At 38.3% G+C, this 25785-nt stretch carries 22 protein-coding genes and 3 pseudogenes; 3 read left to right on the top strand and 22 right to left on the bottom strand.

Features of this window, described 5'->3' with window-relative positions:
- The 5 genes from LFLEISCH_RS08575 to LFLEISCH_RS08555 form a co-directional block, all read right to left on the bottom strand.
- A partial coding sequence (locus LFLEISCH_RS08575) for an MOSC domain-containing protein (RefSeq protein WP_007475478.1) occupies positions 1-405 on the bottom strand: 405 nt, incomplete at its 3' end.
- Between the two features lie 22 nt (positions 406-427).
- Entirely contained in the window at positions 428-1030 is a 603-nt protein-coding gene (locus LFLEISCH_RS08570; protein WP_007475477.1) for a DUF1775 domain-containing protein, read from the bottom strand.
- A gap of 3 nt (positions 1031-1033) precedes the next feature.
- The gene (locus LFLEISCH_RS08565) at positions 1034-2635 is read right to left on the bottom strand and encodes a copper resistance CopC/CopD family protein (protein ID WP_007475476.1); all 1602 of its coding nucleotides are present in this window, start codon (positions 2633-2635) and stop codon (positions 1034-1036) included.
- A gap of 141 nt (positions 2636-2776) precedes the next feature.
- A complete protein-coding gene (locus LFLEISCH_RS08560; RefSeq protein WP_007475475.1) occupies positions 2777-3607 on the bottom strand; it encodes a TPM domain-containing protein in 831 nt (276 codons plus the stop codon).
- Between the two features lie 17 nt (positions 3608-3624).
- Entirely contained in the window at positions 3625-4191 is a 567-nt protein-coding gene (locus tag LFLEISCH_RS08555) for a LemA family protein (protein WP_007475474.1), read from the bottom strand.
- 132 nt (positions 4192-4323) lie between these two features.
- Between LFLEISCH_RS08555 and LFLEISCH_RS15385 the strand changes: the two genes are divergently transcribed.
- Positions 4324-4482: a hypothetical protein gene (locus LFLEISCH_RS15385; RefSeq protein WP_159099762.1), complete on the top strand. Its 159-nt coding sequence runs from the start codon at positions 4324-4326 to the stop codon at positions 4480-4482.
- A 36-nt stretch (positions 4483-4518) separates the two neighbouring features.
- Here the strand turns inward: LFLEISCH_RS15385 and LFLEISCH_RS08550 are convergent, their stop codons facing one another.
- From LFLEISCH_RS08550 to groES, 4 genes are all read right to left on the bottom strand, one after another.
- Positions 4519-4920, bottom strand: coding sequence for a DUF4064 domain-containing protein (locus LFLEISCH_RS08550; protein ID WP_007475473.1), 402 nt, complete (start codon positions 4918-4920; stop codon positions 4519-4521).
- Between the two features lie 112 nt (positions 4921-5032).
- Positions 5033-5650 carry an aggregation-promoting factor gene (apf, locus tag LFLEISCH_RS08545; protein WP_007475472.1) on the bottom strand — a complete coding sequence of 206 codons (618 nt, stop codon included), beginning with the start codon at positions 5648-5650 and terminating at the stop codon, positions 5033-5035.
- Between the two features lie 524 nt (positions 5651-6174).
- On the bottom strand, positions 6175-7803 hold the full coding sequence (gene groL / locus LFLEISCH_RS08540; protein WP_007475471.1) for a chaperonin GroEL: 1629 nt from the start codon (positions 7801-7803) through the stop codon (positions 6175-6177).
- A 32-nt stretch (positions 7804-7835) separates the two neighbouring features.
- Complete coding sequence (gene groES, locus LFLEISCH_RS08535; protein ID WP_007475470.1) at positions 7836-8120, bottom strand: co-chaperone GroES; 285 nt, start codon at positions 8118-8120, stop codon at positions 7836-7838.
- Positions 8121-8328: 208 nt separating this feature from the next.
- Between groES and LFLEISCH_RS08530 the strand changes: the two genes are divergently transcribed.
- Together LFLEISCH_RS08530 and LFLEISCH_RS08525 are read left to right on the top strand one after the other, a co-directional pair.
- The gene (locus LFLEISCH_RS08530) at positions 8329-9012 is read left to right on the top strand and encodes a CPBP family intramembrane glutamic endopeptidase (protein WP_007475469.1); all 684 of its coding nucleotides are present in this window, start codon (positions 8329-8331) and stop codon (positions 9010-9012) included.
- A gap of 9 nt (positions 9013-9021) precedes the next feature.
- Positions 9022-9231 carry a YdiK family protein gene (locus LFLEISCH_RS08525; protein WP_007475467.1) on the top strand — a complete coding sequence of 70 codons (210 nt, stop codon included), beginning with the start codon at positions 9022-9024 and terminating at the stop codon, positions 9229-9231.
- A gap of 49 nt (positions 9232-9280) precedes the next feature.
- Here the strand turns inward: LFLEISCH_RS08525 and glmS are convergent, their stop codons facing one another.
- The 13 genes and pseudogenes from glmS to LFLEISCH_RS08460 form a co-directional block, all read right to left on the bottom strand.
- Positions 9281-11089: a glutamine--fructose-6-phosphate transaminase (isomerizing) gene (gene glmS, locus LFLEISCH_RS08520; RefSeq protein ID WP_007475465.1), complete on the bottom strand. Its 1809-nt coding sequence runs from the start codon at positions 11087-11089 to the stop codon at positions 9281-9283.
- A gap of 516 nt (positions 11090-11605) precedes the next feature.
- Complete coding sequence (locus LFLEISCH_RS08515; protein ID WP_223196451.1) at positions 11606-12217, bottom strand: DUF5105 domain-containing protein; 612 nt, start codon at positions 12215-12217, stop codon at positions 11606-11608.
- A gap of 166 nt (positions 12218-12383) precedes the next feature.
- Positions 12384-12824, bottom strand: coding sequence for a hypothetical protein (locus LFLEISCH_RS15265; RefSeq protein WP_149022051.1), 441 nt, complete (start codon positions 12822-12824; stop codon positions 12384-12386).
- On the bottom strand, positions 12746-13228 hold the full coding sequence (locus LFLEISCH_RS08505) for a hypothetical protein (RefSeq protein WP_040504813.1): 483 nt from the start codon (positions 13226-13228) through the stop codon (positions 12746-12748). Before LFLEISCH_RS08505 ends, LFLEISCH_RS15265 begins: the two co-directional genes overlap by 79 nt.
- Positions 13229-13290: 62 nt before the next feature.
- A complete protein-coding gene (gene glmM / locus LFLEISCH_RS08500) occupies positions 13291-14640 on the bottom strand; it encodes a phosphoglucosamine mutase (RefSeq protein ID WP_007475461.1) in 1350 nt (449 codons plus the stop codon).
- Between the two features lie 150 nt (positions 14641-14790).
- Positions 14791-16167 (bottom strand): CdaR family protein, encoded by a 1377-nt coding sequence (locus LFLEISCH_RS08495; RefSeq protein ID WP_007475459.1) that lies wholly within the window; start codon positions 16165-16167, stop codon positions 14791-14793.
- Positions 16164-16985 (bottom strand): diadenylate cyclase CdaA, encoded by an 822-nt coding sequence (cdaA, locus tag LFLEISCH_RS08490; RefSeq protein WP_007475457.1) that lies wholly within the window; start codon positions 16983-16985, stop codon positions 16164-16166. The genes LFLEISCH_RS08495 and cdaA overlap by 4 nt, the downstream gene beginning before the upstream one ends.
- 191 nt (positions 16986-17176) lie before the next feature.
- Positions 17177-19443 (bottom strand): annotated as a pseudogene (locus tag LFLEISCH_RS08485) (glycoside hydrolase family 65 protein).
- Positions 19444-19454: 11 nt separating this feature from the next.
- The gene (locus LFLEISCH_RS08480) at positions 19455-20255 is read right to left on the bottom strand and encodes a DUF1189 family protein (protein ID WP_007475451.1); all 801 of its coding nucleotides are present in this window, start codon (positions 20253-20255) and stop codon (positions 19455-19457) included.
- A 24-nt stretch (positions 20256-20279) separates the two neighbouring features.
- Complete coding sequence (locus LFLEISCH_RS08475) at positions 20280-21131, bottom strand: sugar ABC transporter permease (protein WP_007475449.1); 852 nt, start codon at positions 21129-21131, stop codon at positions 20280-20282.
- Positions 21131-22439, bottom strand: a pseudogene (locus LFLEISCH_RS08470) (sugar ABC transporter permease). The gene LFLEISCH_RS08475 and the pseudogene LFLEISCH_RS08470 overlap by 1 nt, the downstream one beginning before the upstream one ends.
- Positions 22440-22528: 89 nt before the next feature.
- Positions 22529-23789, bottom strand: a pseudogene (locus tag LFLEISCH_RS08465) (extracellular solute-binding protein).
- 160 nt (positions 23790-23949) lie between these two features.
- Complete coding sequence (locus tag LFLEISCH_RS08460; RefSeq protein ID WP_007475447.1) at positions 23950-25707, bottom strand: glycoside hydrolase family 13 protein; 1758 nt, start codon at positions 25705-25707, stop codon at positions 23950-23952.
- Between the last annotated feature and the right edge of the window lie 78 nt (positions 25708-25785).

The raw sequence follows: 25785 nt of genomic DNA, 5'->3' as shown, positions 1-25785 counted from the left end.
TTCTTTATAAAGTTCGGGCATATGATTATATTTAGCAATGGTCGAGCACGGGTTACGTGCTTCGGTCACTTGAATGACAGCCTCCCCAATTTGAAAAATATCGCCAATCGAAACATCTTTTTCTAGCATACCTGAAACCATTAAATTTTCCCCAAAAGCGCTTTTTGGTAATGTTTTTTGAAATTTTTCTTCAAAATACGCATAATGTTCAATAGGGAAAATGCAAACGGTTCGGTCTGGCCCTCCGTGATGCTTCATATTGAAAGGGCCATCGCCAGTAAAACCTTGGAGAGTGAGATGGGCTTCTAGTACGCCTGTTTTCTCAATTCCCGTCATCATTTTCGACCGGTTTGAAATCATCATTTCTTTAGGTTTTCCAATTGCGACATGATGGACTTGTCTCATTTCTAGCACCCTCCATTCGGCCTTATTTTTTCTTACGGAATAAAGTAAATAAACTCATTGCAATGGCTAAAACGCTAATTCCAAGTGTGGTGTAGAGAAACCAAGCGGCAACTTCTTGTTTTTCGTCCGGCTTACTTATTGCAACATTTCCGTGCGCATCTTCCTTCGGTGCGTTCGATGTTGTTATTTTCGTTTCAGCATGTGGCGTATCGGAATTTTCGTCCCCCGTCCACTCCACAATTGAACCATCTTCGGAATACTGAAACGCATCCCATTTTAATGTCGTACTCTTTTCAGGATTACTTGAAATAAAGCTAAACCGCATGAATTGCCCCGGTTTAATCCCCTCACCTGTTGCCTTCCACGTTAAAATATTTTTCGTTTTATCAAAAGTGGTTTCAAATCCAGCGACTGGCTCATACGATACATATTTTGCGCCTTCTGGTATTTTGAGAACAATTTTAGTCGTATTACTCTCTTTTTCAACAGGTACTTTCACTGTATAGGTTTCGTACGCCCCTGTTTTCGACTCACTCGGTGTGACACTCACATGCGCGCTTACAAATGCCGGAAAACTTCCCAATAAACCTACCATTAATCCACTTGCTATTAGCCATTTTTTCATTGTCTACTCCTTTATTTTTAAATTAAATACTTGCTCTGTCGTATTAAAATCCGTTGTTAAACCGCGAACCAAAACTTCCCACTGACCAACTTGATTGATGTATAAACCGCTCGCCACATAATCTCCATTTGAAGAACGTGTCCCTTGAAATTCCTTCGCCTCACTTCCCGCATGCTTCACCACAAAAGTGACCTGTTCAAGTGAACCAAAATCAGCCCCTTCTTTTGTTAAAAAGCTAGCGCTAAAGGTATTCTCCCCCACTTTAGCTGGCGTAATTTGTAGCCGAATTTTCGCTTGACCGCTTTTATCCCTCGCAATTTCGCTATACGGCTTACTAGGCTCCGGTTTTGGTGTTTTCGTATCTGACAGAACGCCTGCGACGCTTAAAATGACAAGACCAACTATCATTTCAACCAAAATCGTCTTCACCGGAATTTGCTTCCCTGTCTGTTTGAAATAAACATAATGACCTAAACCAAGCAGAGCCATCAGAATAACAAGCCCAATTTTAATGAGTAGTGTCAGGCCATAATCTGTTTCAACAAGGTTTTTCATCGCCCCTACATTCATAACGGACATTAAAACGCCCGACAAAAGAAGCGTGCCAAACGCGGCCATCGCATAAACGGCAAAGCGAGTCCACATTTCTTTAACATCTGGTCCCTTCCAAATGAAGAGCAAAACGACAATGCCACCTACCCACAAGCTTGCTGCTGTAAGATGTAAGAAATCCGCAGTCGTTGCAACAACTCGGTCCGCCTGTGCCTGACTGTGCCCACTAAGCGCCTTAGTCATAAATAAAGCGAGTAAAGTAAGCGCGGATAGAATCGGCAATACGACACGACTTTTCCTTTTAAATAAAAAGAAGAACAGGATAGCTAGTATGAGCCATAAAATAACTTGTGCAAGGTAGAGTTTGCCTGTTGAGGTGCCAAAAAAACTTAAGACATTTTGCATATTAAAACGAGCACCAAGCATCATCGTGTTAATTTGAACAGGCAGCGAAATTAAAATGACTAGCCCCATCATACTAATGCCTACTACAGCAAGTATTTTCGTACGTTTTAGCATTTGCAGCGGAAACTCTTTTTTAAACGGGAAAAGAGCAAATAACACAAGTAAAACACCCAGAACAAGACTAAAACTTGTGTAAAGAAAAACTTTTAAGATTGTGCTCATAGTCTCCGAGTTTTGGGCTTCAGCAGACGTTTTTAATAGCTCTTTATTCGTTTGACCGACTTTAAAAGCTAGGACTCCAGAGACGGGATGCCCGTCCGCCGATACAACCCGCCATTCAGCCGTATATACGTCCGGTTTTGCGACACCTTTTATTTTAACAGAAACAACATGATCATTATCCTTCTTGACAACCGTTTCCCCCGTAGCAATTCGCTCCCCCTTTGAATTCATCACTGTAATCGACGGAAAATCGGATTTTATAGATTCATTATATGTAAGTACAATTTCTGGCGGCATTTTCGTAACATGGCTACCATCTTGAGGTGTAGAACTTTGCAAATAAGCATGTGCATCTACATGTATGACTGGAATGAGGAGAAATAATAAAAAGACAAAAAAGAATTGCCAAAATCGCCGTAAACTCATAATTTCCCCCTTTTTTTGAATCACTATCATCTAATTTTAAGATACCTGAATTCTTTTTTTATTTAAAGCAATATGCACTTTGCCACCTAAAAAGGCTGACACCTATGCATCAGCCTTTTAAAAGTCGTTAATTTAATTTTTTTAAAAACCTCTTCCAGCTCCACCGCCACCAGAACTTCCGCCGCCGCCGAAACCGCCAAAACCACCACCAGAGCCTCGAGAGCCTCCGCCGAAGGAACCGCCGCCCCCAATAAATGGTCCGCCGCCTCGTCGTCCGCTATTATAAGGACCACGTGGGCCGCCGCCTCTTCCTCTACCATTTATGCCTCCGATAATGATAAAGGTAATAACACCAATCACAATAAGTGCAATCATGCCTGGGCTAAGCCGGTTCGAATTATTAGCGTCCATACTCGATTTAGCCGTATTCATTTCGTCCGTATAATTTTTAAAAATGGTTTCATCTTTATAGTCATACTCTTGGTTGACTTTTAGAGCAACTTCCGAAAAAATATTGCTTAAGCCTGCACTAAAATCATCTTTTTTAAGATACGATAAATTATGGTCTAAAATCTCGCCAGCTGTCCCGTCCGTTACAGCACCTTCAAGACCGTAGCCCACTTCTATTTTAATTTCTCGCTCACCCGTTGATAGAAGAATTAAAATCCCATTATCCGACGATTTATTTCCAATCTCCCACTTATTAAATAATTGATTCGCATATTCTTCTTTAGATAAGCCATCAAAAGAATCAACCGTAGCGACCACAATTTGTGGTTTTTCACTTTCTTTTTGGTACGCATAATTAACAGACATGATCATTTCTTTTGTTTTACCATCTAAAATATTCGCATAGTCTGCCACATAAAAGTCCTGAGTAGGCTGCGGAAATTTAGCGGCTTCCACTGTATAGGGAACTAACAACATCACTAAAACTGAAAGAAAACTTATACATAAGGCTAACCGTTTCAAAGTAAGTCTCCTCCCTTTTAGTCAAAATTCACTTCGGGTGCCTTGTCAGCTCCTTCTACGGCTTTAAAATAAGGTTTCGCTTCAAAGCCTAGCATCCCGGCCACAAAACTTGTTGGCGCACTCTTCACTTTTGTATTATAAGCACGCACCGCATCATTATATTTATCACGCTCAACCGAAATTCGATTTTCACTGCCTGCAAGTTCATCCATCAAACGCGTCACATTGTCACTCGATTTTAGTTCCGGATAATTTTCAACAGTAGCAATTAAGCGTGTCACCGCTTGATCCATTTGATTGGCCGCTTTAATTTGCTCGTTTTGCGTCCCCGCTTTAGACACAGCCGTTCTAGCTTCAGCAATTTGTCCAAAAACTTCTTTTTCTTGTGTCATACTCCCCTTTACAGCATTCACTAAATTGGGAATTAAATCATAACGGCGTTGTAACTTGCTTTCTACATTCGCCCATTGTGCATCTACTTCATTTTCCTTTTTATTTAAAGAATTGTATGTAGTAATAAAGGGAATACCCAGTACTAATACGACTATCGCAATTCCAATAATCACTTTCCATGAATTTTTCATTTGTCTACTCCTTTTTGTTAAGATGTTCTTATTATAGCAATAATTCCACTTTTTTTCATACAACCACCGCACGATTTTTGTAAAAAAAAACCATTCTTATGCTACACTTAAAAAGAAAAGTGAGGTGTAGTTATGCAAGAAGCTCTTATTCTAACTAGTATTATCATTTTAGGAATTGCAGCACTCGTATTTGATTATCATTATACCGTAAAGCGTGCACTGCGCTACATGAAAGAAAATAATTTATCTAAACAAAACCTAAAAGACCGAATTGAAATTTATGAGGATTAAAAAAAAGAAACCTAGCTCACCTAGCAGGTTTCTTTTTTATTCAAAGGAATCAAATTGATTTTTTTCACTCTGCCGTTTTGAAACCGACATAATACCAGCAATAAGGAATAAAACGCCCGTAATAAAGCCGTAACTGAAGAAGCACAGTGCTCCTATCACAATTAATAAAATTGACCAGCCCTTTACGTTAACTCCATTTTTCAGTTTAAAGGAAGCAATAAAACCAAACACACATGACACAAGAGCTAATAAAAGATTGAGCCCTATAAAACCAATGCTAAATGATATACCGATGATTTCATCTTGCGTCATCATACCATGGTCGGCAGAAGTCGCTAGAACAACAAACATCGTAATTATTCCGGTAAGCAATACGCCAACTGCTGCTAGGCTTGATCCAATAATGCCTAAAATAAATTCTGCTTTTCTATTATTCATATTTGCCCTACTTTCTATTATTCTACTTCTATTATACGTGAAAGTAAGCAATAATTAAATAGCTTTTTTATACAAAAAAAGAACAGACCCCAGAGGAATCTGTTCCTTTTGATTAATACCAACCAGTTTGTAAATGATGTGCTTTAGCATTTGCCCAAGAACCATAACGGCTCTTGACATAATTATCTGCAACACGTTCTTGGTTAGCAGCAGAATAATCACCTTTTAAGTAAGAATTCGTTAATTGGTAACGACCAATGTATTTACCAGTGGAACTTACAGCACCGTAGTTACCACCAGATTCTTTTTGTGCAATCCATTGTTTCGCTTGTTGTTCAGAAGAGCTTGCATTTGATGTGCTAGCACTTTGACTTGGTTGTGCTTTTTGAGCTGGAGCTGCAGTTCTAGTTTGTTGTTGTGCTGGTTGACTAGTCTGCGCTTGGCTAGGAGCTGCTGCAGCATTTGATTGCGTTTGTGCTGGTGCTACTGATACTCCAGTTCCATTTTCTCCAACTTCAAGTGTTTGACCTATATAAATAAGATTAATGTTAGAAATGTTGTTGTCTTTGGCAATTTTGTCGACAGTTGTATTATTGTTCTTGGCAATTGCGGATAACGTGTCTCCCTTTGCTACATTGATTTGTTTTGCGTCTGCGAATTGGCCTCCAGCTACAATCACAGTTCCTACTACAAAAGTGGATACAGCCATTCTTAGTGCATTTTTTTTCATTCCTTAAAAACAACTCCTTAAATTTTCTACGGGATTCATCATAACATAGAAACATTTCAAAACAACTACTGTTCCATTTCATTTTATTTCAAAACAAAGTCACATACCTAAATGGATAATAGGTCCAAAAGACTATAGAGCTCGCAAATTCTTACTCTAAAGCCCTTTTTGAAAAATTGAATTTTCAGACTTTTAGTGATATTAAAGCTTGAAAAAAATTTGTTTTATTCCTCAAATTTTTTCTTGAAATTCGCTTTTTTTTCTTGTAAATCAACCAAAAACCATCCTGATTTTATTTCTCAGTCTTTCTTTTTAGCCTAAAAAAAGGCTTGTATTTCCTTCTTTTTCTTATAAATTATAAGCCAAAATTTCTAGTTTCTTCTATAATAATGTATTTTAAGAGAGAAAGATTTAAAAAAAGAGATCCTTGGAAAATTCCAAAGACCTCTTTAGCTTATTATTTAAAATGGAAAAAAGATGAAGTAATTTTTATTCTCTTTCATAGAGTGGTTTTAAAAACCAGATTACATCATACCGCCCATTCCACCCATGCCGCCCATATCAGGAACAGCTGGAGAATTTTCTTCTGGTTGATCAGCTACTACAGCTTCTGTTGTAAGAAGAAGTGCTGCAACAGAAGAAGCGTTTTGAAGAGCAGAACGCGTTACTTTCGTTGGATCTACAATACCTGCTTCAATCATGTTAACCCATTCGCCGTTAGCAGCATTAAAGCCAACGCCTACTTTTTCATTTTTAAGTCGCTCAACAATAACAGAACCTTCTAAACCAGCATTATGCGCGATTTGACGAACTGGTTCTTCAAGAGAGCGAAGTACAATTTTCACACCAGTCGCCTCATCTCCTGTTGCTTCAATTGCTGCTACTTTGTTATAAACATTTACAAGCGCAGTACCACCACCAGAAACAATCCCTTCCTCAACGGCTGCACGTGTTGAGTTTAGAGCATCTTCAATACGAAGTTTACGTTCTTTTAATTCTGTTTCAGTCGCAGCACCTACTTTAATAACTGCCACACCACCAGCTAATTTTGCTAAGCGTTCTTGTAGTTTTTCTTTATCAAATTCTGAAGTTGTTTCTTCCATTTGTGCACGAATTTGATTTACACGAGCAGAAATTTGATCTTTTTCACCTGCTCCTTCTACGATTGTTGTATCATCTTTTGTAACAACCACTTTTTGAGCTGTTCCGAGTTGTTCCATTGTTGTAGATTTTAATTCAAGGCCCAGATCTTCTGTAATAACTTGAGCTCCTGTTAAAATGCTAATATCTTCAAGCATAGCTTTACGACGATCACCGAAGCCAGGCGCTTTAACAGCCACAACATTAAACGTACCGCGAAGTTTATTTAACACTAAAGTAGCTTGTGCTTCGCCATCAACATCTTCCGCAATAATTAAAAGCGGACGACCTTGTTGAACCACTTGCTCTAAAATTGGTAAAATTTCTTGAATGTTAGAGATTTTTTTATCTGTGATTAAAATATAAGGTTTTTCTAGGACAGCTTCCATTTTATCAGAGTCTGTAACCATATAAGGACTAGTATAGCCGCGATCAAATTGCATCCCCTCTACAACATCAAGTTCAGTAGCGAAGCCTTTTGATTCTTCAATGGTAATAACGCCATCATTTCCAACGCGTTCCATCGCCTCAGCAATTAATTTCCCAACTTCCTCATCTCCAGAAGAAATGGCCGCAACTTGTGCGATTGAATCTTTGCCTTCAATAGGTTTTGAAATTGATTTAAGTTCTTCAATAGCCGTAGCTACTGCTTTTTCAATTCCGCGACGAATGCCAACCGGATTTGCTCCAGCCGTTACATTTTTAAGGCCTTCCTGAATCATAGCCTGTGCTAAAACGGTCGCTGTTGTAGTTCCATCACCCGCTACATCATTTGTTTTAGAAGCCACTTCAGAAACAAGTTTCGCACCCATATTTTCAAATGCGTCTTCTAACTCGATTTCTTTTGCAATCGTTACCCCATCATTTGTAATTAAAGGGGAACCGAATTTTTTCTCAAGTACAACGTTACGTCCTTTTGGACCAAGTGTTACTTTCACTGCATCAGCTAATTGGTCAACGCCGCGTAACATTGCGCGACGAGCGTCTTCACTAAATTTAATATCTTTTGCCATAAGTCAATACCTCCATTTTCATTCAAAAAATTCTATTTAATAACTGCTAAAATGTCGCTTTCGCGAATGATTAATAAATCTTTTCCTTCAAAGGTTACTTCCGTTCCAGAGTACTTGGAGAAAATAATGTGGTCGCCTGTTTCTACTTCTAGCGCTTCTTTTGCACCGTTATCAAGAATTCGACCAGAGCCTACTGCGACAACTTTACCTTCTTGTGGTTTTTCTTTAGCAGAATCTGGTAAAACAATCCCACTCGCTGTTTTTTCTTCAGCCTCTACAACTTCAATAATAACGCGATCTCCTAATGGTTTTAACAATTCCATAACCTCCTTCAATCTTTTTAGCACTCGGTACACTTGAGTGCTAACACAATTCTTATATTAGTCAAAATAGGTTAAAATTGCAAGTATAAAGGGCTCATTTTTATTAAAAAATTTCTTTCTTATTTGCAACGAACGCCTATTTCTTAGTACAATAGAACAGAATTGATACGAAACGCTATGTTTCTTGGAAGGAAGCGGTTTTTTGACAAAACGATATATCACAATTGTTGTAAGTTATTTTATTCTTTTATTTTCTGGTATTTTGGGCGTACCTTTAGTCGCAGCTATTTTTCACGGGTTTAGTTCTGCCTCAAATGCTGAAATTACAGCCTATTCCGTTGTAATTTGGAGCATATTATCCAATATTGCAACGCTTTGTATTATTTGGCTCTTACTTCATAATCAGCCGGAATTCAATAAAATTGCTATGGGAGAAAAAACGAATTTATCCCAAAGTATTCTTTATGCGGTTGGCGGCTTTTTTGTATTACTGATTGCGCAATATTTAGCTGTTCTTGTAATCTCTATTTTTATCGGTTTGCCTAGTGGTTCAGAAAACACAGCAAAACTGCTAGAATTTACAAAAGCTGCGCCTGTTTTCCTTATTTTTATTAGCATTCTTGGTCCAATTTTGGAAGAATTAGTATTTCGGAAGGTTTTATACGGTGGTCTAGCGAATCGAATGAATATTCACGGTGCTGCGGTTATTAGTTCCTTTATTTTTGGATTACTACATGGGGACATCCAGTATTTACTCTCTTACTTTTTAATTGGACTTATTCTTTGTTTTCTTTATACCAAAACAAAGCGTATCATCGTACCTATGTGTGCACATATTTTAATGAATACTTTCGTTTTAGTTTTAAGTCTATTAAATTGGGGGTAAAAATTTTATATGAATCGACGTTTTTTAGCACAAGGGTTACTTTATATTATTTTAGGTGTCGTTTTTGTTTATTTTACGTTGCAACAAGTCAATCTTAATGGTTGGGGCTTTTTCGCCTATGTGATTGCAGGTATGGCCGCTGTCGATTTTGTGACAGGCGCTCGTTTCATTATCCAAGGCTTTAAAAAAGATACACCACCATCTGATGATGATAACTAAAAAAAAGGTTTTCCCGCACTACGGGAAAACCTTTTTTATCTGCTTCTTTTTATTCTACAGTTACACTTTTAGCTAAATTACGTGGTTTATCTACATCACATTCGCGGTGTAGCGCAGCATAATAAGCGAGTAGCTGGCACGGGATAACGCTTGCTAGAGATGTTAGTAGTGGATGGACATGCGGAATCACAAGTCGGTCCTCCGGCTGTTCCAAGCCTTCCATCGCAAACACACAGGCATTTGCCCCACGCGCTAGAACCTCATTCACATTGCCGCGGATATTCCAATTGATATTCTCTTGTGTCACAATCGCTAAAACAGGCGTTTCATCCTCAATTAATGCGATTGTACCATGTTTTAACTCACCGCTTGCAAATCCTTCAGCTTGAATATAGGAGATTTCTTTTAATTTTAAAGCCGCTTCCATCGCCACAAAGTAGTCTACACTTCTTCCTAAGAAAAAGGCATTTCGCGTAGTGGCTAAAAACTCACCTGCAATATGTTCCACTAATTCCTTTGATGCAACCATTGCTTCCATTGCCGTTGCTACAATACCAAGTTCAACAGCAAGATCCAGTTCCTTAGCCGCTGCAATACCCTTTTCACGTCCAAGAGTTACTGCCAGTATGCTTAAAACCGCAATTTGAGCCGTATAAGCTTTAGTTGAAGCCACAGCAATTTCAGGGCCGGCAAACAAGTACATCGCGTGATCCGCTTCACGGTCCAAAGTGGAGCCTGAAACATTCGTTAACGTTAAAGTTTTATAACCCATTTCTTTCACTTTTACTAAAACTTGTCGACTATCTGCTGTTTCACCACTTTGCGTAATAAAGAGGAATAACGGGCGTTCAGATAGTAGTGGCATATTATACCCAAATTCACTAGAAACGTGTACTTCTACAGGAATATGAGCTAGCTTCTCAATAAGATTTTTCCCAACTAGTCCGGCATGATAACTCGTTCCACAAGCAATAATATGCACGCGGTCGGCTTCTAAAATGGCATCTAGAATCGGCTGTTCAACGGTAAGCTCACCATCTTCGTTTTGATACGACTGAATAATACGGCGTGTCACAGCTGGTTGCTCATCGATTTCTTTTAACATATAGTGCGGATATGTTCCTTTTTCGATATCAGTAGCATCGATTGTAGCGGTATAGGCGGCGCGTTCGATTTCTTCACCTTCAGCGCTTAAAATTTGAACGCCAGAACGTGTTAAAATTACCATTTCCCCGTCCATAATTTCAATGAACTGATCGGTTTCTTTTAGTGCAGCCATTGCATCACTTGCGATGACATTAAAGCCTTCTCCTTTTCCGATTAAAAGAGGGCTTTTGCTTTTTGCAGCATATAAGGTTTGACTATCCTCTTTATCAATCAAGCTGATGGCATATGAGCCGTGTAAAAGAGACAGTGTTTTTCGAAGGGCACTTTCTGTATTTAGGCCTTCTTCTACAAATTTCTCAACAAGCTGTACAATCACTTCTGTGTCCGTATCACTTATAAAGGTTGCTTCTTTTAAATACTCTTCTTTTAAGAGAGAATAATTTTCAATCACACCATTATGCACCATTGTAAACCGTCCAGATGTACTTTGATGAGGGTGCGCATTTTCGTGGCTTGGCTTTCCGTGTGTTGCCCAGCGCGTATGGCCAATTCCCACTTCTCCAAATGCATTTTCTGCTACTTTTTCAGAAAGGTCTGCAATTCGTCCCTTTTCTTTCACAACGTACACTTCATTATGGTTTAAAAGGGCGATTCCCGCTGAATCGTAACCACGATATTCTAATTTTTCTAATCCATTTAATAAAACATCTTTCGCATTTTTACTTCCAATAAATCCAACAATTCCACACATAATTTTGTCCTCCAATAGTTAAAAAGGGCAGACGAAACCAATTTTCTTGCCCCCAATTTTTTTCGTTTCCTTGGAGACACACGCATGATCCATAGCACTCTGTTCATCTGGTTACCCAAATGGTTTGTAGCTAAGGCATAACGACTGCATGCACAGCCGGGAGACTCCCGCCGAAACTTCGATTAATCTCCTCCTCGTCAACTAATTTCAGAAAAAGCTAGAATTTCACTCGCTTTTCGTTCCATTCAATTAGTTCTGGCGCTTTTATTTAATTTTTAGCGATCCTCCTTCTTTTTTTTCAAGGAAACAAAATCATTCTACATTAAAATGTATAGTTGGTCAAGTATTTTTATTAAGCCAATTTGGTTAAATTGGTATATACTAATTAATATATTTTACATCTTACTTAGTGAGAAGCTTTTTGCGGGGCTTAAAAGGAGAGCGCTAAATCATAGACTTATCTTCTTTTATACTAAAAAACAAGTTTCTCATCCAATAGAGAAACTTGTTTTTTTCTTACATATTACCCATATAGAAGGCTTGCATAAGATTTTGAACAAATGTGGTTTCATTTTCCATTTGCCATTTACCTTCATCTTTTGAGTTCACTTTAAGCTTTAGTTTCACATCTGTTGGTGTAGAAACTGCCTCTGCTTTTTTAATTTCGTTCGTATAAATTTCAAGTACTTTTGGCATAAGTTTGTCTTGATCAGCCGCAAGTGACGCATCGCTAGTTACTTCTTTTTGAATTTCACTAGCTAATTTTTGTTGAACCGCTCCCATATCAAGCCCTTTAATGGAGTAGGTTACTTCTGGGTTCTCTTTGTCTTCTTTCGTTACTTTCGTTGTGTACGTTGCTTTTTCTTTTACACGATTACGAAGAGCTGTATAAAGTTCATCGACTTGTTTGTCAATATTTGCTGTTGTACCAGTAGAACTAGTAATGGTAGATTTAAAGCTTTGTTTAAATCCTTTTTCGAAATCTTTTTCAGAATCCGATCCATCTTGACCAAATACTTTCTTCACTTTATCCATATCTTTACCGTAAACCAGTGCATTAGCCGTTACATCGGCTGCTTCTTTTGGTTCAACACGGTCATTTCCACATGCTGTTAAAAATACAGACATGACGAAAACTAAAATTAGACTAATAATTCCCTTTTTCTTCAAAATAGTTCCTCCCTTTTTGGTTTGTTACTTACTCACTTAGTATACCATTTTTAGACAAGCGGACAATAGCTATCCTAGAAAATTCACCTATTATTCACAGAATAGGTCATTTTTCTCTTAAAAGTTAATATTTTTTCTCTTTTTTTCCTACAAAAATGAGTATTCCTGATAAAAAAGCAACGACTCCGATAACAAATTGAATGCCAAACAAGCGATTTTCATTTTTAGCAATCTCATATCCATTTTGAATAGAAAATGTCATCCATTGTTCGAACCACAAATAATTCATTAAATAAAGAAAACCAATTCCCATTGCAATGCCTGCCATAAAATACGAACCTCTTTTCAAACTCGAAAAGGCAATAAGAATCAATAGAAGGGCACTAAAAATCGCAAAAGCAGCATCAAAATCATTTGTGAAAATGTAAACATCGCTTACTTTTGGATTTTGGAAGTGTTTGATAATAATAGCTGAGAGAAAAATCGCTAACCCTGCCCCACTAATTGAAAATACGATGCTTGAAATAAGCCATTTTGTCTTCCAGCCCTGTTCTCTTGTCTCCAAAAGTGATTCGTCCCTTTTTTTAGCCAAAAGAAAAAAGAAAAAAATAAACATAAGCTAATCGCTGTTAGAATAAGATTCGTATAATTAAATGGCCCCTTTAGGTCTTCCGTATTGTCTAGTAAAGTTTTAATTTGGTAAAAATAAACTGAAAAAGCTTGGAATGCTGTAAAAGCTAATAAAATAATCGCTACATGAAGTCTGAACCTGTCATTTTGAATCATCATAGCCCCGCCAATTAGCAATAGAACGGCAAATAGACCAATGATCCAATAATTCCAGACAAATCGATAATCCCCTGAATCACTCATAAAATAGCCATATGCCGCACTAGAAAAGCTATACAATTGGGTAAAGCCTAACATAATAACAAAGCTTGCAGCAATTTGACGTACTTTTCTTAACATAAAAAAATCCTTTCTTTCATAAAAATACCGTTATCACAATCGATAACGGTATTTTATATGTCTTAGTCGAGACCCATTTCGGTACGCACAACGCTAGCAATTTGTTCACAGTAATTTTCGGTTTGTTCAACTGTTTCAGCTTCTACCATTACGCGAACGAGCGGTTCTGTTCCAGAAGGACGAACTAAAACTCGTCCGTTATCTCCCATGTCTTTTTCAACAAGACTAATAGCTTCGCTTACTTTTGGATTACTCTCTACTGCATTTTTATCTGTCACACGAATATTTACTAATTTTTGTGGGAAAGTTTGCATATCAGCGGCTAATTCAGATAATTTTTTACCAGTCGCTTTCATAACATTAATCAGCTGGATTCCGGATAACAATCCATCTCCTGTTGTGTTATGGTCAAGGAAAATAATGTGACCCGATTGTTCACCGCCAAGGTTATAATTCCCAGCACGCATAGCTTCAACGACATAACGATCTCCTACAGCTGTTTGAACGTCCGCAATTTGCAACTCTTGTAGACCTTTATAAAAGCCTAAGTTACTCATAACGGTTGAAACAACTGTATTTTGATTTAAGGAACCATGTTCATTTAAATATTTAGCGCAAATGAACATAATCTTATCTCCATCTACAATGTCGCCATTTTCATCAATTGCAATCACTCGGTCACCGTCACCATCGAACGCGAGGCCAACATCTGCTTCTTTTTCTTTTACAAATTGAGCTAATGCTTCTGGATGCGTGGAGCCAACGTCCTCATTGATATTTAAACCATTAGGGGATGCACCCATTGAAACCGTTTCTGCCTCTAAATCGGCAAATAGATGATTCGCTAAGCTAGAAGTAGCACCATGCGCACAATCAAGCGCAACAAGTAAGCCAGAGAAATCTTGATCGACTGTTTGCTTTAAAAATTGTAAATATTTTTGTTTACCTTCCAAATAATCGCTAACAGTTCCAAGTCCTTCTGCACTCGGACGTGGCAAGTCATCTTTTTCTTGATCAAGTAAGGCTTCAATTTCAAGCTCTTGGTCATCTGATAGTTTAAATCCGTCCGAACCAAAGAATTTAATACCATTATCTTCAACAGGGTTATGTGATGCAGAAATCATAACACTTGCAGAAGCGCCTTGCGCGCGTGTCAGATACGCAACGCCTGGTGTAGAAATAACGCCTAAACGCATAACTTCAATACCAACAGAAACAAGTCCTGCAATAAGTGCTGATTCTAACATCTCTCCTGAAATTCGTGTATCTCTTCCGACTAGTACTCTCGGATGCTCACCCACGTGTTTGGTTAGAACGTAGCCTCCCATTCGTCCTAATCGGAAAGCAAGTTCTGGTGATAGCTCTTGATTAGCAACTCCTCGAACCCCGTCCGTTCCAAAATATTTTCCCATTCTAATTCTCTCCTTCTGTATCAAAACATTGGATTTCTTATCAGGCTTTAAAATAGCCTATCCATTTCACTTTTTATTTTTTAAAAATTGCTGCACATTTCATTATACTAGTTTTTACTAAAAAATTCATCTAAACATAAAAACTAGCGTCTAGCTCCTCGAATCTTCTTCCTCTTTTAGCTTAATCAAAAACTCCGCGTTACTAACAGAAAGTTTGTATGTCACTTGACTCGGTAAATTGTTAACTTGAATTTTAGTGGAATACTCTCCCTCTTTAACATTTGATAAATCCGCAATGGCCGTGACGCTAGAGGCACTGATTTGATTGATTGTGTTTTGCGGTCCGTTTAGTGTAATATTTACCTTTCCATTTGCCGGTGTAATCATTTGCGCCGTATATTTATCCGGCAAACCGCGTGTAAATACGTCTAAATTGGAAAAAGTTTTTGATGTATCTTTTGTGTCTGTACTCGAGTCGCTATTCCCGTTTGTATTCCCGTCTGGTGTTTCATTATCATTTGTATTGGAATCAGATTCATTTTGATCGGTATTTCGATTTTCTGAATCACTATTCGACTTTTTTGCAGTCTTAATTCGCACCTCGACCGTCTGTGGTTGAACAGATTTTGCCCCGTCAGGAACAGGAATTGTCACTTCACGAACTGTATCAGCAGTAATGCTTGCGACACTCACATCCACACTAATTTCATTTATCTTAGCTAAAACATCCGCATCCCCCATCACAATCACTTCTGAACTGTCAGGCGTTATGCTTGAAATCGTAATATCATCACTCGGCTTGCCAGTTTGGTTGATTTTTAGCGGAACAGATTTCCCAACTTTTTCAATCGGAACCGAAACATCTACTTTTTCGGGACTAATTTCAACATCGAGTTTGTTTAAATGACTATCAAAAGCAGAAACCGTTGCTTCCGCAGTAAAATCTTCTTTATGCGCTTTGTCAGAGTCAACGTTTGCTTTTACGTAAGCAATTTGTTCAATCGTATCTTTCGCACCCGTAATGGAAACTTTTGCCGGATTAACTTTTGGTGTTCCAGCCTCATATCCATCTGCTACGGCCGATTTATTGATTTCTGCTTCAACGGAAAATTTCTTTGTCACTTTCTCTTGAACATTTACTTTGGCGGTTTCAGGACTTATTGTGACTTTTAAACGTTCAGAAATATCTTTGACCTGTAATTTGACATTTTGTTCGCCAATAGACGCATTTCGTAAATCTGCATACACTTTAAAATCTTGTTGTGCTCGTGTATTTTGAACAATGCTTCTTGGGCCTGAAATGGTGACGGTCACCGTGTCAGGAACCCCTGATACATATAGATTTTCTTTGTCATAATAGACTTCAACAGGAACATTTTGAATTGTTTCAGTATCCGTTTGTGAAGACGTTTGAAATGAGCCATCGCCAGCGTTATTATCTGCAGTTACAGAAGTAAATAATATGGCTGCTAAAATAAGTGAGATAATTCGAATTGACCACTTATTATTTAAAATACGATCCATCATTTTTTATGACCTCCTTTAAAACGGGAAAAGAAGGATTTTTTTGTCTCAACTTGTGTGACTAATTCTTTCTCCAAAATTTCTTGTAAACGCTCCTCAGAAACATCGCGGAATAACTCACCGTTTTTCGTTACGGAAATTCCACCTGTTTCTTCTGACACGACAATTGTTAGACTATCCGTTACTTCACTAATGCCAAGTGCAGCACGGTGTCTTGTTCCTAATTCTTTAGAAAGGAACGGGCTATCGGATAAAGGTAAATAACTAGCAGCAGACGCTATTTCATTTCCTCTAATAATAACGGCACCATCATGAAGTGGTGTATTCGGAATAAAAATGTTAATTAAAAGTTGGGAAGAAATACTTGCATGTAACGGAATACCCGTTTCAATATAATCTTCCATTCCAGTATCCTTCGCAATTGAAATTAAGGCCCCAATACGACGTTTGGCCATATATTTCGTTGATTTAATAATTGAATCCACTAAATTATGTTGCTCTTTTTCAATCCTAGAACCGAGACGAATAAAAATATTCCCACGTCCTAATGATTCAAGTGCACGACGGAGTTCAGGTTGAAAAATAATAATAATCGCAAGAAATCCCCAAGTTAGCGCCTGATCCGTAATCCATTCGACCGTTTGCAATTGAAGAAAACTACTGACAACCTTTACAACAATAATAATAAAAATACCTTTTAAAAGCTGCACCGCTTTTGTTCCACGGATGAGCATAATCACTTTATAAATAACAAACCACACGACAAGTATGTCCACAATGTTAGCTAAATAATGTAAAAGTGAAATGTTTGCAAAACTCATCTTTTCGCCTCCATCACTAAAGCAACCAAATATTTATGTGCTAAATTTTTATAAGAGCAGCTAAACGCTCTACTTTCATAGTTTTCATTATAGCATAACAAGACGAGCATAAAAAGAAATCGAAAGGTCGCTTTTTTTAAAGATTTGTATAAGAAAAAAAGCCCCGCTAAAATCGTTAAGGGGGCTTTTTTCTATTTGGAAGTCACAATTAAATCTTCTTTTGACAGCAGATATTTTTCTCCGTAGATAAAAACAGCAAGTTCGGTTCCTTTTAGTAATTTTAAGCGTACTTGTTCTTTTTCTACCAAGACTTCAATGCGGGCGTTTCGATAATTAATTTTAAAACTATAGTTTTGCCATGATTCTGGTAAAAATGGCGCAAACTCAAGTTTCCCACTTGTGGTCCGCATTCCTGCAAACCCTTGGACAATCGCAAGCCAGCTTCCTGCCATCGAAGTAATGTGCAAGCCGTCTTCTGTATCCTGATTATAATTATCTAAATCAAGGCGTGCCGTCCTTTCGTACATCTCAACCGCTTTATCATACTTACCAATCTCAGAGGCAAGCACCGCATGAATGGCTGGAGATAAACTGGATTCATGTACCGTTAACGGTTCGTAAAATTCGAAGTTGCGCTGTTTGGTGTCGAAATCAAAATGATTCGGGAAATAGTAAATGCCTTGTAGCACGTCCGCCTGCTTGATAAAGCAGGAGCGTAATATTTTATCCCAAGACCAGTTTTGATTTAAAGGCAGATCCGCCTCTGTTAGCGTGTCGGTCGCACGTAGCTCCTTGTCTAGGAAGGTGTCGTGCTGAATAAAAATTTGCCACTTTTCATCGTAAGGAAAATACATGCGTTTGATGATATCTTGCCATTTTTGAATCTCCTCGTCCCTAACATGTAATCGCGTTTGCGCTTTTTGATCCAAATTTTCGAGCGTGAATTTTAGCGTCCATGTGGCGATATAGTTGGTGAACCAATTATTGTTAACGTTATTTTCATATTCATTAGGCCCTGTTACGCCGTGAATCATATATTTACTTAATCGGTCAGATAAATGGACACGGTCCGCCCAAAAACGACTTATTTCAACTAAAACGTCGATTCCGTATTCGTTCAAATAATTTTGGTCGCCTGTATACGTCATATAATTGTAAATGGCATACGCGATTGTACCGTTTCGATGGATTTCTTCAAACGTAATTTCCCATTCGTTGTGGCATTCAATTCCTGTAAAGGTAACCATGGGATAAAGCGCGCCGTCAAGCCCTATTTTTCGGGCATTTTGTTTGGCTTCTTCCAGTTGATTAAAACGATATTTTAGAAGGTTTCGCGGGACTTCTTCGTTTGTGAGTGCTAAATACATAGGAAGCGCAAATGCTTCTGTATCCCAATAGGTGGCGCCGCCGTATTTTTCTCCTGTGAAGCCTTTTGGACCGATGTTTAGACGTGCATCCTCGCCGTAATAAGTGGAAAACAATTGGAAAATATTAAACCGAATGCCTTGTTGCGCTGAATCATCACCTGTTATTACCACATCCGCTTTCATAAAGCGCTCTTGCCATGCTTCTTTATGAGCCGTTACAAGTTCTTCGTAGGACACGTGAGCAAGGCTCTTTAAGATTTCCATCGCTTTTTCTTCGAGATTCTCTGTGTCTCGTGATGTGGTGATGATGACCCGTTTTTCAAGCGTTACCGTCTCGTTTTGTTCGGCCTTTATTTGGTAGCGTTTCTCTGTATAAAAGGGGGTTTGGCTTACTGTTTCATTTAAAATAACGCCTGTTAGATGGTTTTCCATAAGCGCATGAACTGTAAAGCGTTCTGTTTGAAAGTCATTCGGGATGGTTCTTGTGGTTAAAAACCCGTTAGCTTCTCCCGCATGAACATTAACAGGCTCCCAGAACATTTCTTCATAATTCGCATCCTCATTTTGCACTTCTCCGTCTAAAAACGGAGCTAAAACAAGTTCTGCATCCCCATCAAGTGGCGTGACACAATATTTCATAACCGCTAATTCGCGCGTTTTATACTCAGAAAGCGAGTGGCCTCAATTTGATAGCGCTTTTCATTTTTTTGAACAATAAAGCTTCTTGTCAATAAGCCGTTTTTCATATCAAGCGTTAAATCAAAATCGAGCACGACATCGGTATATAAATCTAGTTTTTCGCCGTCAATGATGACTTCGATACCGATAAAATTTAGCGCGTTAATGACTTTTCCAAAATAATCCGGATAGCCATTTTTCCACCAGCCGACACGAGTTTTATCAGGGAACCAAACTCCTGCAATATATGTACCTTGGTGGGTATCCCCTGAATAACCTTCTTCAAAATTGCCGCGCATTCCCATATAGCCATTCCCTATGGATGTAAGACTTTCTTGAAGCCGTTTGTGCTTTTTGTTTAATTCTTTTGTTTTCAGTTTCCATGGGTCTATTTCAAATAATCGTTGCCTCATGCTAAATCCTCCTAAACTAACCTCACGTCTTCTTTATAAAAACGTGTTTTTAAAAATGTCATTGCAATGAGTAAGACCGCACCGAGTGACTGAATCCCAATCATTACTGTAATATCAAAATAAATGAGTCCCAGAACAGCCGCGATAATTGTCGGTAGTCCGGTCGCATTCAAGGTTAAATTCATTGCCTCTTTAAATGAATTTATTTTTGAAAACGAGCTTTTTTTCGTAAGCGCTAAGCAAATCGAACTAAATAAGACAAGCATAAGCGAGCTCACGAGCGTTAAAGTCCCTAAAACAAAGACCATCCCAAGAAATACAACTGGCTTATACTGAGCGTACCATGTCGTATTTATAAACTCCTCTAAATCCGTCACAACCGCAGAATCTGGATAGGCTAACGAAAAGGAATAGCCTGATGCATCTTTCACACGCAACCTCTTTTCATCAAACGAAATGGCATTTTTAGAAGCGTCAAAACTTTTTTTGGGAATAAAAACACCGGATACGCCTCCAGTATCTTGAAACACCATTTCGCTTCCGCTCACAAGTTTCCCGTCTGCTATTTGAAGCCCGTTAAATTGACTTGCTGATTCATTTGTTGCAAGCGAATCTAGTCCGCTCGTCCATTTCAATATCTCAAAATCATTTTGTTTCGCTTGATGGAGTGAGATGGGGATGAGTAAAATGGCGTTTAGTAAAATAAAACAAAATACCATTTTAAACCACGAAAGATTTTTTCGAGCTGCAAAAATCCGTTTAGGACTTATGATATTTGGAAAGTAGAGCTCAGGGAAGTTTGGCTTTTTCATTTTGGGACTCCTTTCATAACGTGATTAACCTTTTGTTCCGCCTGCCGTTAAACCAGAAACAAAGTTTTTTTGCAAGAAGAAGAAAAGAAGACAAATTGGCAGTGCGGCAAGTATAGCTCCGGCCGCGAACAGCGCCACTTTTTGTTGCTGTGGGTTTGAGATAAAACTTTGCAATCCGACAGCGATGGTTAAATTTTCTGGTGTACGGAGTAAAAATTTGGCAAGCAAGAAGTCTCCGAATGGCCCCATGAAGGCCCAAAGTGCTTGTACAGCTATCATAGGTCTAACGAGTGGTAAAATAATTTGTCCGAAAATCCGGAAATGTCCGGCCCCGTCCAGCTTAGCCGATTCATCTAAGTCACGTGGAACTGTATCGAAATAGCCTTTCATCAGCCAGGTGTTCATCGGAATTCCGCCACCGATATAAATTAAGGTCAGGAACCAGTAGTGATCCAGTGCACCGAGCAGCATTGCAAGTACATAAAAGGCCGTTAGCGCTGCCATTGTGGGCACCATTTGAATGATTAAAAAGAAAACTAAACTATTTTTCCGCCCTTTAAAACGGTATCTACTGTACGTGTAGCCTGCGAATGTTACAATCGTGACTTGCAAAATCATTGTAAAGGTCGCAATAATGAGCGTATTTTTATACCAATCTAAGTAGAGCGTCTCATTAAATAGCCGTGTAAAGTTATTTAATGTCCAGTCATCCGCCCATTCAAGAGAAAACGCGGCAATATTTCCGGGTTTAAAAGCCGACGATGCTGTAATTAAAATCGGATAAAGGATGACGACAGATAGCGCAAGTAAAAATAAATAGGTGAAAAATTTAGTTAAAAAGCGCGACGTCCGTTGATCTTGAAAAAAAGCTTTCATTACATCATCTCCTCATTTCCAAAGGCATTCGTTTTCTTAAAGGCAATCATTGAAACCGTGATAACAATGGCTGAAATAATTAGCGTGACAGCCGCTGCCAGTGCATATTGCGGGGATGTACCCGTTGTTAGTTTATAAATCCAAGAAATTAAAATATCCGTCGAGCCGGCACCACCGCCAACACTTCCCGGTCCCCCTTCATTAAAGAGGTAAATAATCGAAAAGTTATTAAAGTTAAACGTATATTGCGTAATAAAAACAGGAGCTGTGACAAATAAAATCATCGGTAGCGTAATCTTTCTAAAACGCGCCATAGCACTCGCTCCGTCAATTCGTGCCGCCTCATAAAGCTCGCCAGGAATCGCTTGTAAGACGCCTGTCACCATCACATAAATGTACGGAAACCCGAGCCACCCTTGGATGGAAATAAGGGCTACCTTCGTCCAAAAAGGATCTGTCTTCCATGAAATGGCGCCAATGTCTACAAATGGCAAATGATTTAAAAGTGGAATGACTTGCGAATTAATCGCGCCAATACTGTCATTAAACATATTCGAAAAACTCATAATCGTAATAAAAGCTGGAACCGCCCATGGTAAGAGGAAGATAACACCAAAAAGGCGTTTTCCTTTAATAAAGCTTTGGTTGGCCACAATCGCGGTGAATACTCCCACAACAATTTGAAGCGTTGTCGCACAAAGAGTCCATATAATTGTCCAAGAAAACACACTCATAAAGGTGTCTCTGTAAGCACTTAAGAAGAAAATATTAAAGAAATTTTTAAATCCAACCCAGTCAATTAAATTGGCTGGTGGGATATGGTAAAAATCATAATTTGTAAAAGCCATAAAAAGTGTTACTAGTACCGGGAAAATGATAACAAATGTCATCACAATATAAGCTGGCATGGTGAAAAGATATGGGAATCCTTTATCTACCATATTTTTTAAAATAGCTTTGGTGCTTATATTAACACTCTCGCCTAGATTCCACTGCTTTGCTACGCGATTCGCATCATACAAATTAAGTATGTAAAAGCCAATAAAAATCAATGTAATAATCAGTTGCAACGTGCCTTCAATCAGTAAAAAGAGCGAATGATCAACGCCCGGGACACTCCCAAGTGTAATCAAATTATATAAAGCTCGAATGCCAAACATTCCAAGTTCTATCATAAACAAAATGAAAATAAGTTAAAAAAATGATTCCTTTAAAATTTTGCTTATTATAAAACTGGCCAAGTCCTGGGATGATTGATAACAAAGTCGCTTTACGGACATTTTTTATTTCTTTTGGTTCGATATCCATTTTGTTACCCTCACACTTCTTTTAGACTCATGCAGGACATGGTGGAAACACGCATAAATACGTGTTTCCACTCCATCCTACAAGCCTATTTATTTGGTATATTTTTGTGAAATGTTGTCTTCAATAACTTTGACAGCGTCATCAGCTGATTTTTGCGGTGTTTTCTTACCAGAAGCCGCATCAAACATTAAGTTTTCTGCACCTGTCCAAACTTCTGCCATTTCTGGAATGTTTGGCATTGGTTGGGCATTTTCATATTGTCCAATAACCGCATTGGTTAATTCATCGTTTTTATCAAGTGCTGCTGCTCTTGCCGCTTTGTTGGCAGGGACTTCATTTGTTTCATCATAGAACTTGGTTTGATTTTTTTTCGTTTGTCGCATAATCAACAAATTTTTGCGCTAACTCTTTTTCTTTCGAATAATTGCTAATCACCCAGCCTTTACCCCCACCAAACGGAGAATACTCTTTCCCATTTGGAAGTGTGGGGATTTTAGCAACGCCGTAATTTAACTTCGCTTCTTTATAATTGGCTGCTGACCAAGGTCCTCCAATAATGGCTGCTGTTTTCCCTTTAACAAATTGGTCTTGAATAAAGTCATCTGCGCTCTTATTATCTTGCATACCTTTTGGCCATACATCTTGGAACCATTTTGTCGCATAGGTAATGCCTTCTACAGAGCCCTCATTGTTTAGACCAATATCTTTTGGATTCGTACCATCATCACCGAAGACATAACCACCATAACCTGCTAATAATCCGTACGAGAAGTAAAAGTCAGTCCATTTTGCTAAGAAACCGATATTTTTACCTTTTTCAGAGCTAAAATTAAAACGAGCATCTTTGGATAAGTTTTCTAAATCACCAAATGTTTCTGGCGCTTTGTCGAGTAAATCTTTATTATAATAAAGGACAAGTGTTTCAATAACGGCCGGCGCACCGTATACTTTTCCGTCTATTGTAACTTGTTTTTTATCTTTTTCATCATACGCATCTTTATTACCTAGTTTTACTTCAGCTAAGTGACCTTGTTGTCCTAATCCGCCAATACGGTCGTATGCTGACATCATGACATCAGGCGCCGTTCCAGCAGGCCCATCAAGTGGTAAAGCTTCTAGTTGCTCAAACATATCTTTTTCTACTATTTTGATTTTTGCATTATTCTCTTTTTCAAAATCACCTTTTATGGCATCCATATATTTTTTGTAGCCACTATCCACTGAAATGGTTAATGTTTTAGCATCACCACTACTTGCTTTATCGTCTGATGCTCCCCCTCCACATGCCGCTAAACTAAGAACAAGACCTGTTGCTAAACCCAAAACACCAAGTTTCTTTTTCAAATCCATTACCTTTTCCTCCTCAAATTTAAAAAATCAGTTTGACGCTCCTTTTGTAAAACTAGGTTAACCTTATTTGTATTATAGGCAGGTTACGAAAACGTTTTCAATACAATTTTTGATGTTACCGATAACAAAATAACATCATCTTACTTGTGAATAAATCCACTTACCTCACAATTTTAAAGCTTTCTTTCGGAACACTAATTTCCCCGCTGATATCCCTATTTTCAAAAACATCGTGGGTTGCGGTTGTTGGGACTTTCTTTTCTTCACTCGCTTGGTTAAAAATAAAGGTAAGCGCCTCACCATTTAACGCTCTTGTAAAGCTAATAAGGCCTTCCTCAGCGCGACTAACATCCCAAGTTAAATCCCCGAGAGAAAGTATATCTTGGTATTTTTTTCGAGTCGAGATTAATTGTTTGGTAAATGCCAACATATCTAAATCTTGATTGGACTCCTCCCATACCATACATTTTCGGCAAAGCGGATCATTAGCGCCGTCAAGGCCAATTTCAGTCCCGTAATAAATACAAGGCGAACCTGTGTGGGCAAACATAAAGGCTAAAGCAAGTTTGGCTTTGTTTTTATTCCCATTTGCTCGTGTTAAAATTCGGGCTGTATCATGACTATCTAGCATATTAAACATGACTTCACTCACTTGTTTCGGATAGCGCATATATTGTTCATTGATGGTTTCCACCATTTTTAAAGGTGAAATTTTATTTTCAATATAATTTTCAATAATCGTTTGAGTAAATGGATAATTCATCACCGCATCAAATTCGTCTCCGAGTAGCCAAATCCAAGAATCATGCCAAATTTCACCAAGAATATATACATCTGCTTTTTCTTTTCGCACAGCTTGGCGGAATTTTTTCCAAAAAGCATGGTCTACTTCATTGGCAACGTCAAGACGCCAACCGTCAATATCAAACTCCCGAATCCAGTACGTTGCAATATCAAGTAGGTACTGCTGAACTTCTGGATGGCTAGTGTTTAACTTTGGCATATGTGTTGTAAAAGCAAAGGTATCATAGGAAATCGAAGTGGCATTTTCCACATTACCATTTTCTCCGTAGCGCACAGGGAAACTATGTATATGGAACCAATCTTTATATTTTGATTTCTCCTCGTGCTTAACGATATCCTGCCAAATTTCACTTGTATCGCCAATATGATTAAAGACGGCATCGAGCATGACCTTTATACCGCGTTTATGCGCTTCGTCTACAAGTTGTCTAAAGATTTTTTTATCGCCAAAATGCGGATCAATTTTCATATAATCCAAAGTATCATATTTATGATTCGTCGGCGCTTCAAAAATAGGCGTCAAATAAATTCCGTTAATGCCTAAATCTTCAAGATAATCCAAGTGCTCGGTGATGCCCACTAAATCCCCACCAAAGAAATCCGTCGTACTTGGATCTTTACTTCCCCATGGTAAAACATCTTTAGGAGATAAACTAGGATCTCCGTTAGCAAAACGTTCAGGGAATATTTGGTACCAAATAGTATTTTTAACCCAATCCGGTGCCTGGAAAGTATCAATTTTATGAATAAAAGGAAATTTAAAATAGTAGTCCATTGTATTTAAATTTACTAAAGTATTCGCAAAAAAGCCTCGTCCACCGTAAAATATCGTTTCCCCTTCAAAATCCTCCAAAATAAAGCCATATTGAACACGTCTACGCTCTGGTTTTATGATGCATCCAAAATAATCGTGTTCTTCCGTCCTAGCAATTTTCTTCATGGAAAGCTTTTCACCCATCCATTTTCCATTATCATACTCATATGGATCTGCATAAATAAGTGTTACCTGTTTTATATCCTCTTTTTTTGCCCGAATTCGAATATATAAATCTGATCCATCGTAACTAAATGCATAATGACTAGCTGGTTGATGATAAATGGCTGCTCTCTCCACATTTATCGCCTCCTTTTTATTTTCTACTTTAACGTTAGCAAACTATGTAAACGCTCGCAATCTTTTTTCACTCGTTAA

This window comes from Listeria fleischmannii subsp. fleischmannii LU2006-1, from assembly GCF_000344175.1.
In the GTDB taxonomy this organism is placed as follows: domain Bacteria; phylum Bacillota; class Bacilli; order Lactobacillales; family Listeriaceae; genus Listeria; species Listeria fleischmannii.
The sequence above is the reverse complement of the archived record's forward strand: the minus strand, read 5'-3'. Positions and strand labels throughout refer to the sequence as shown.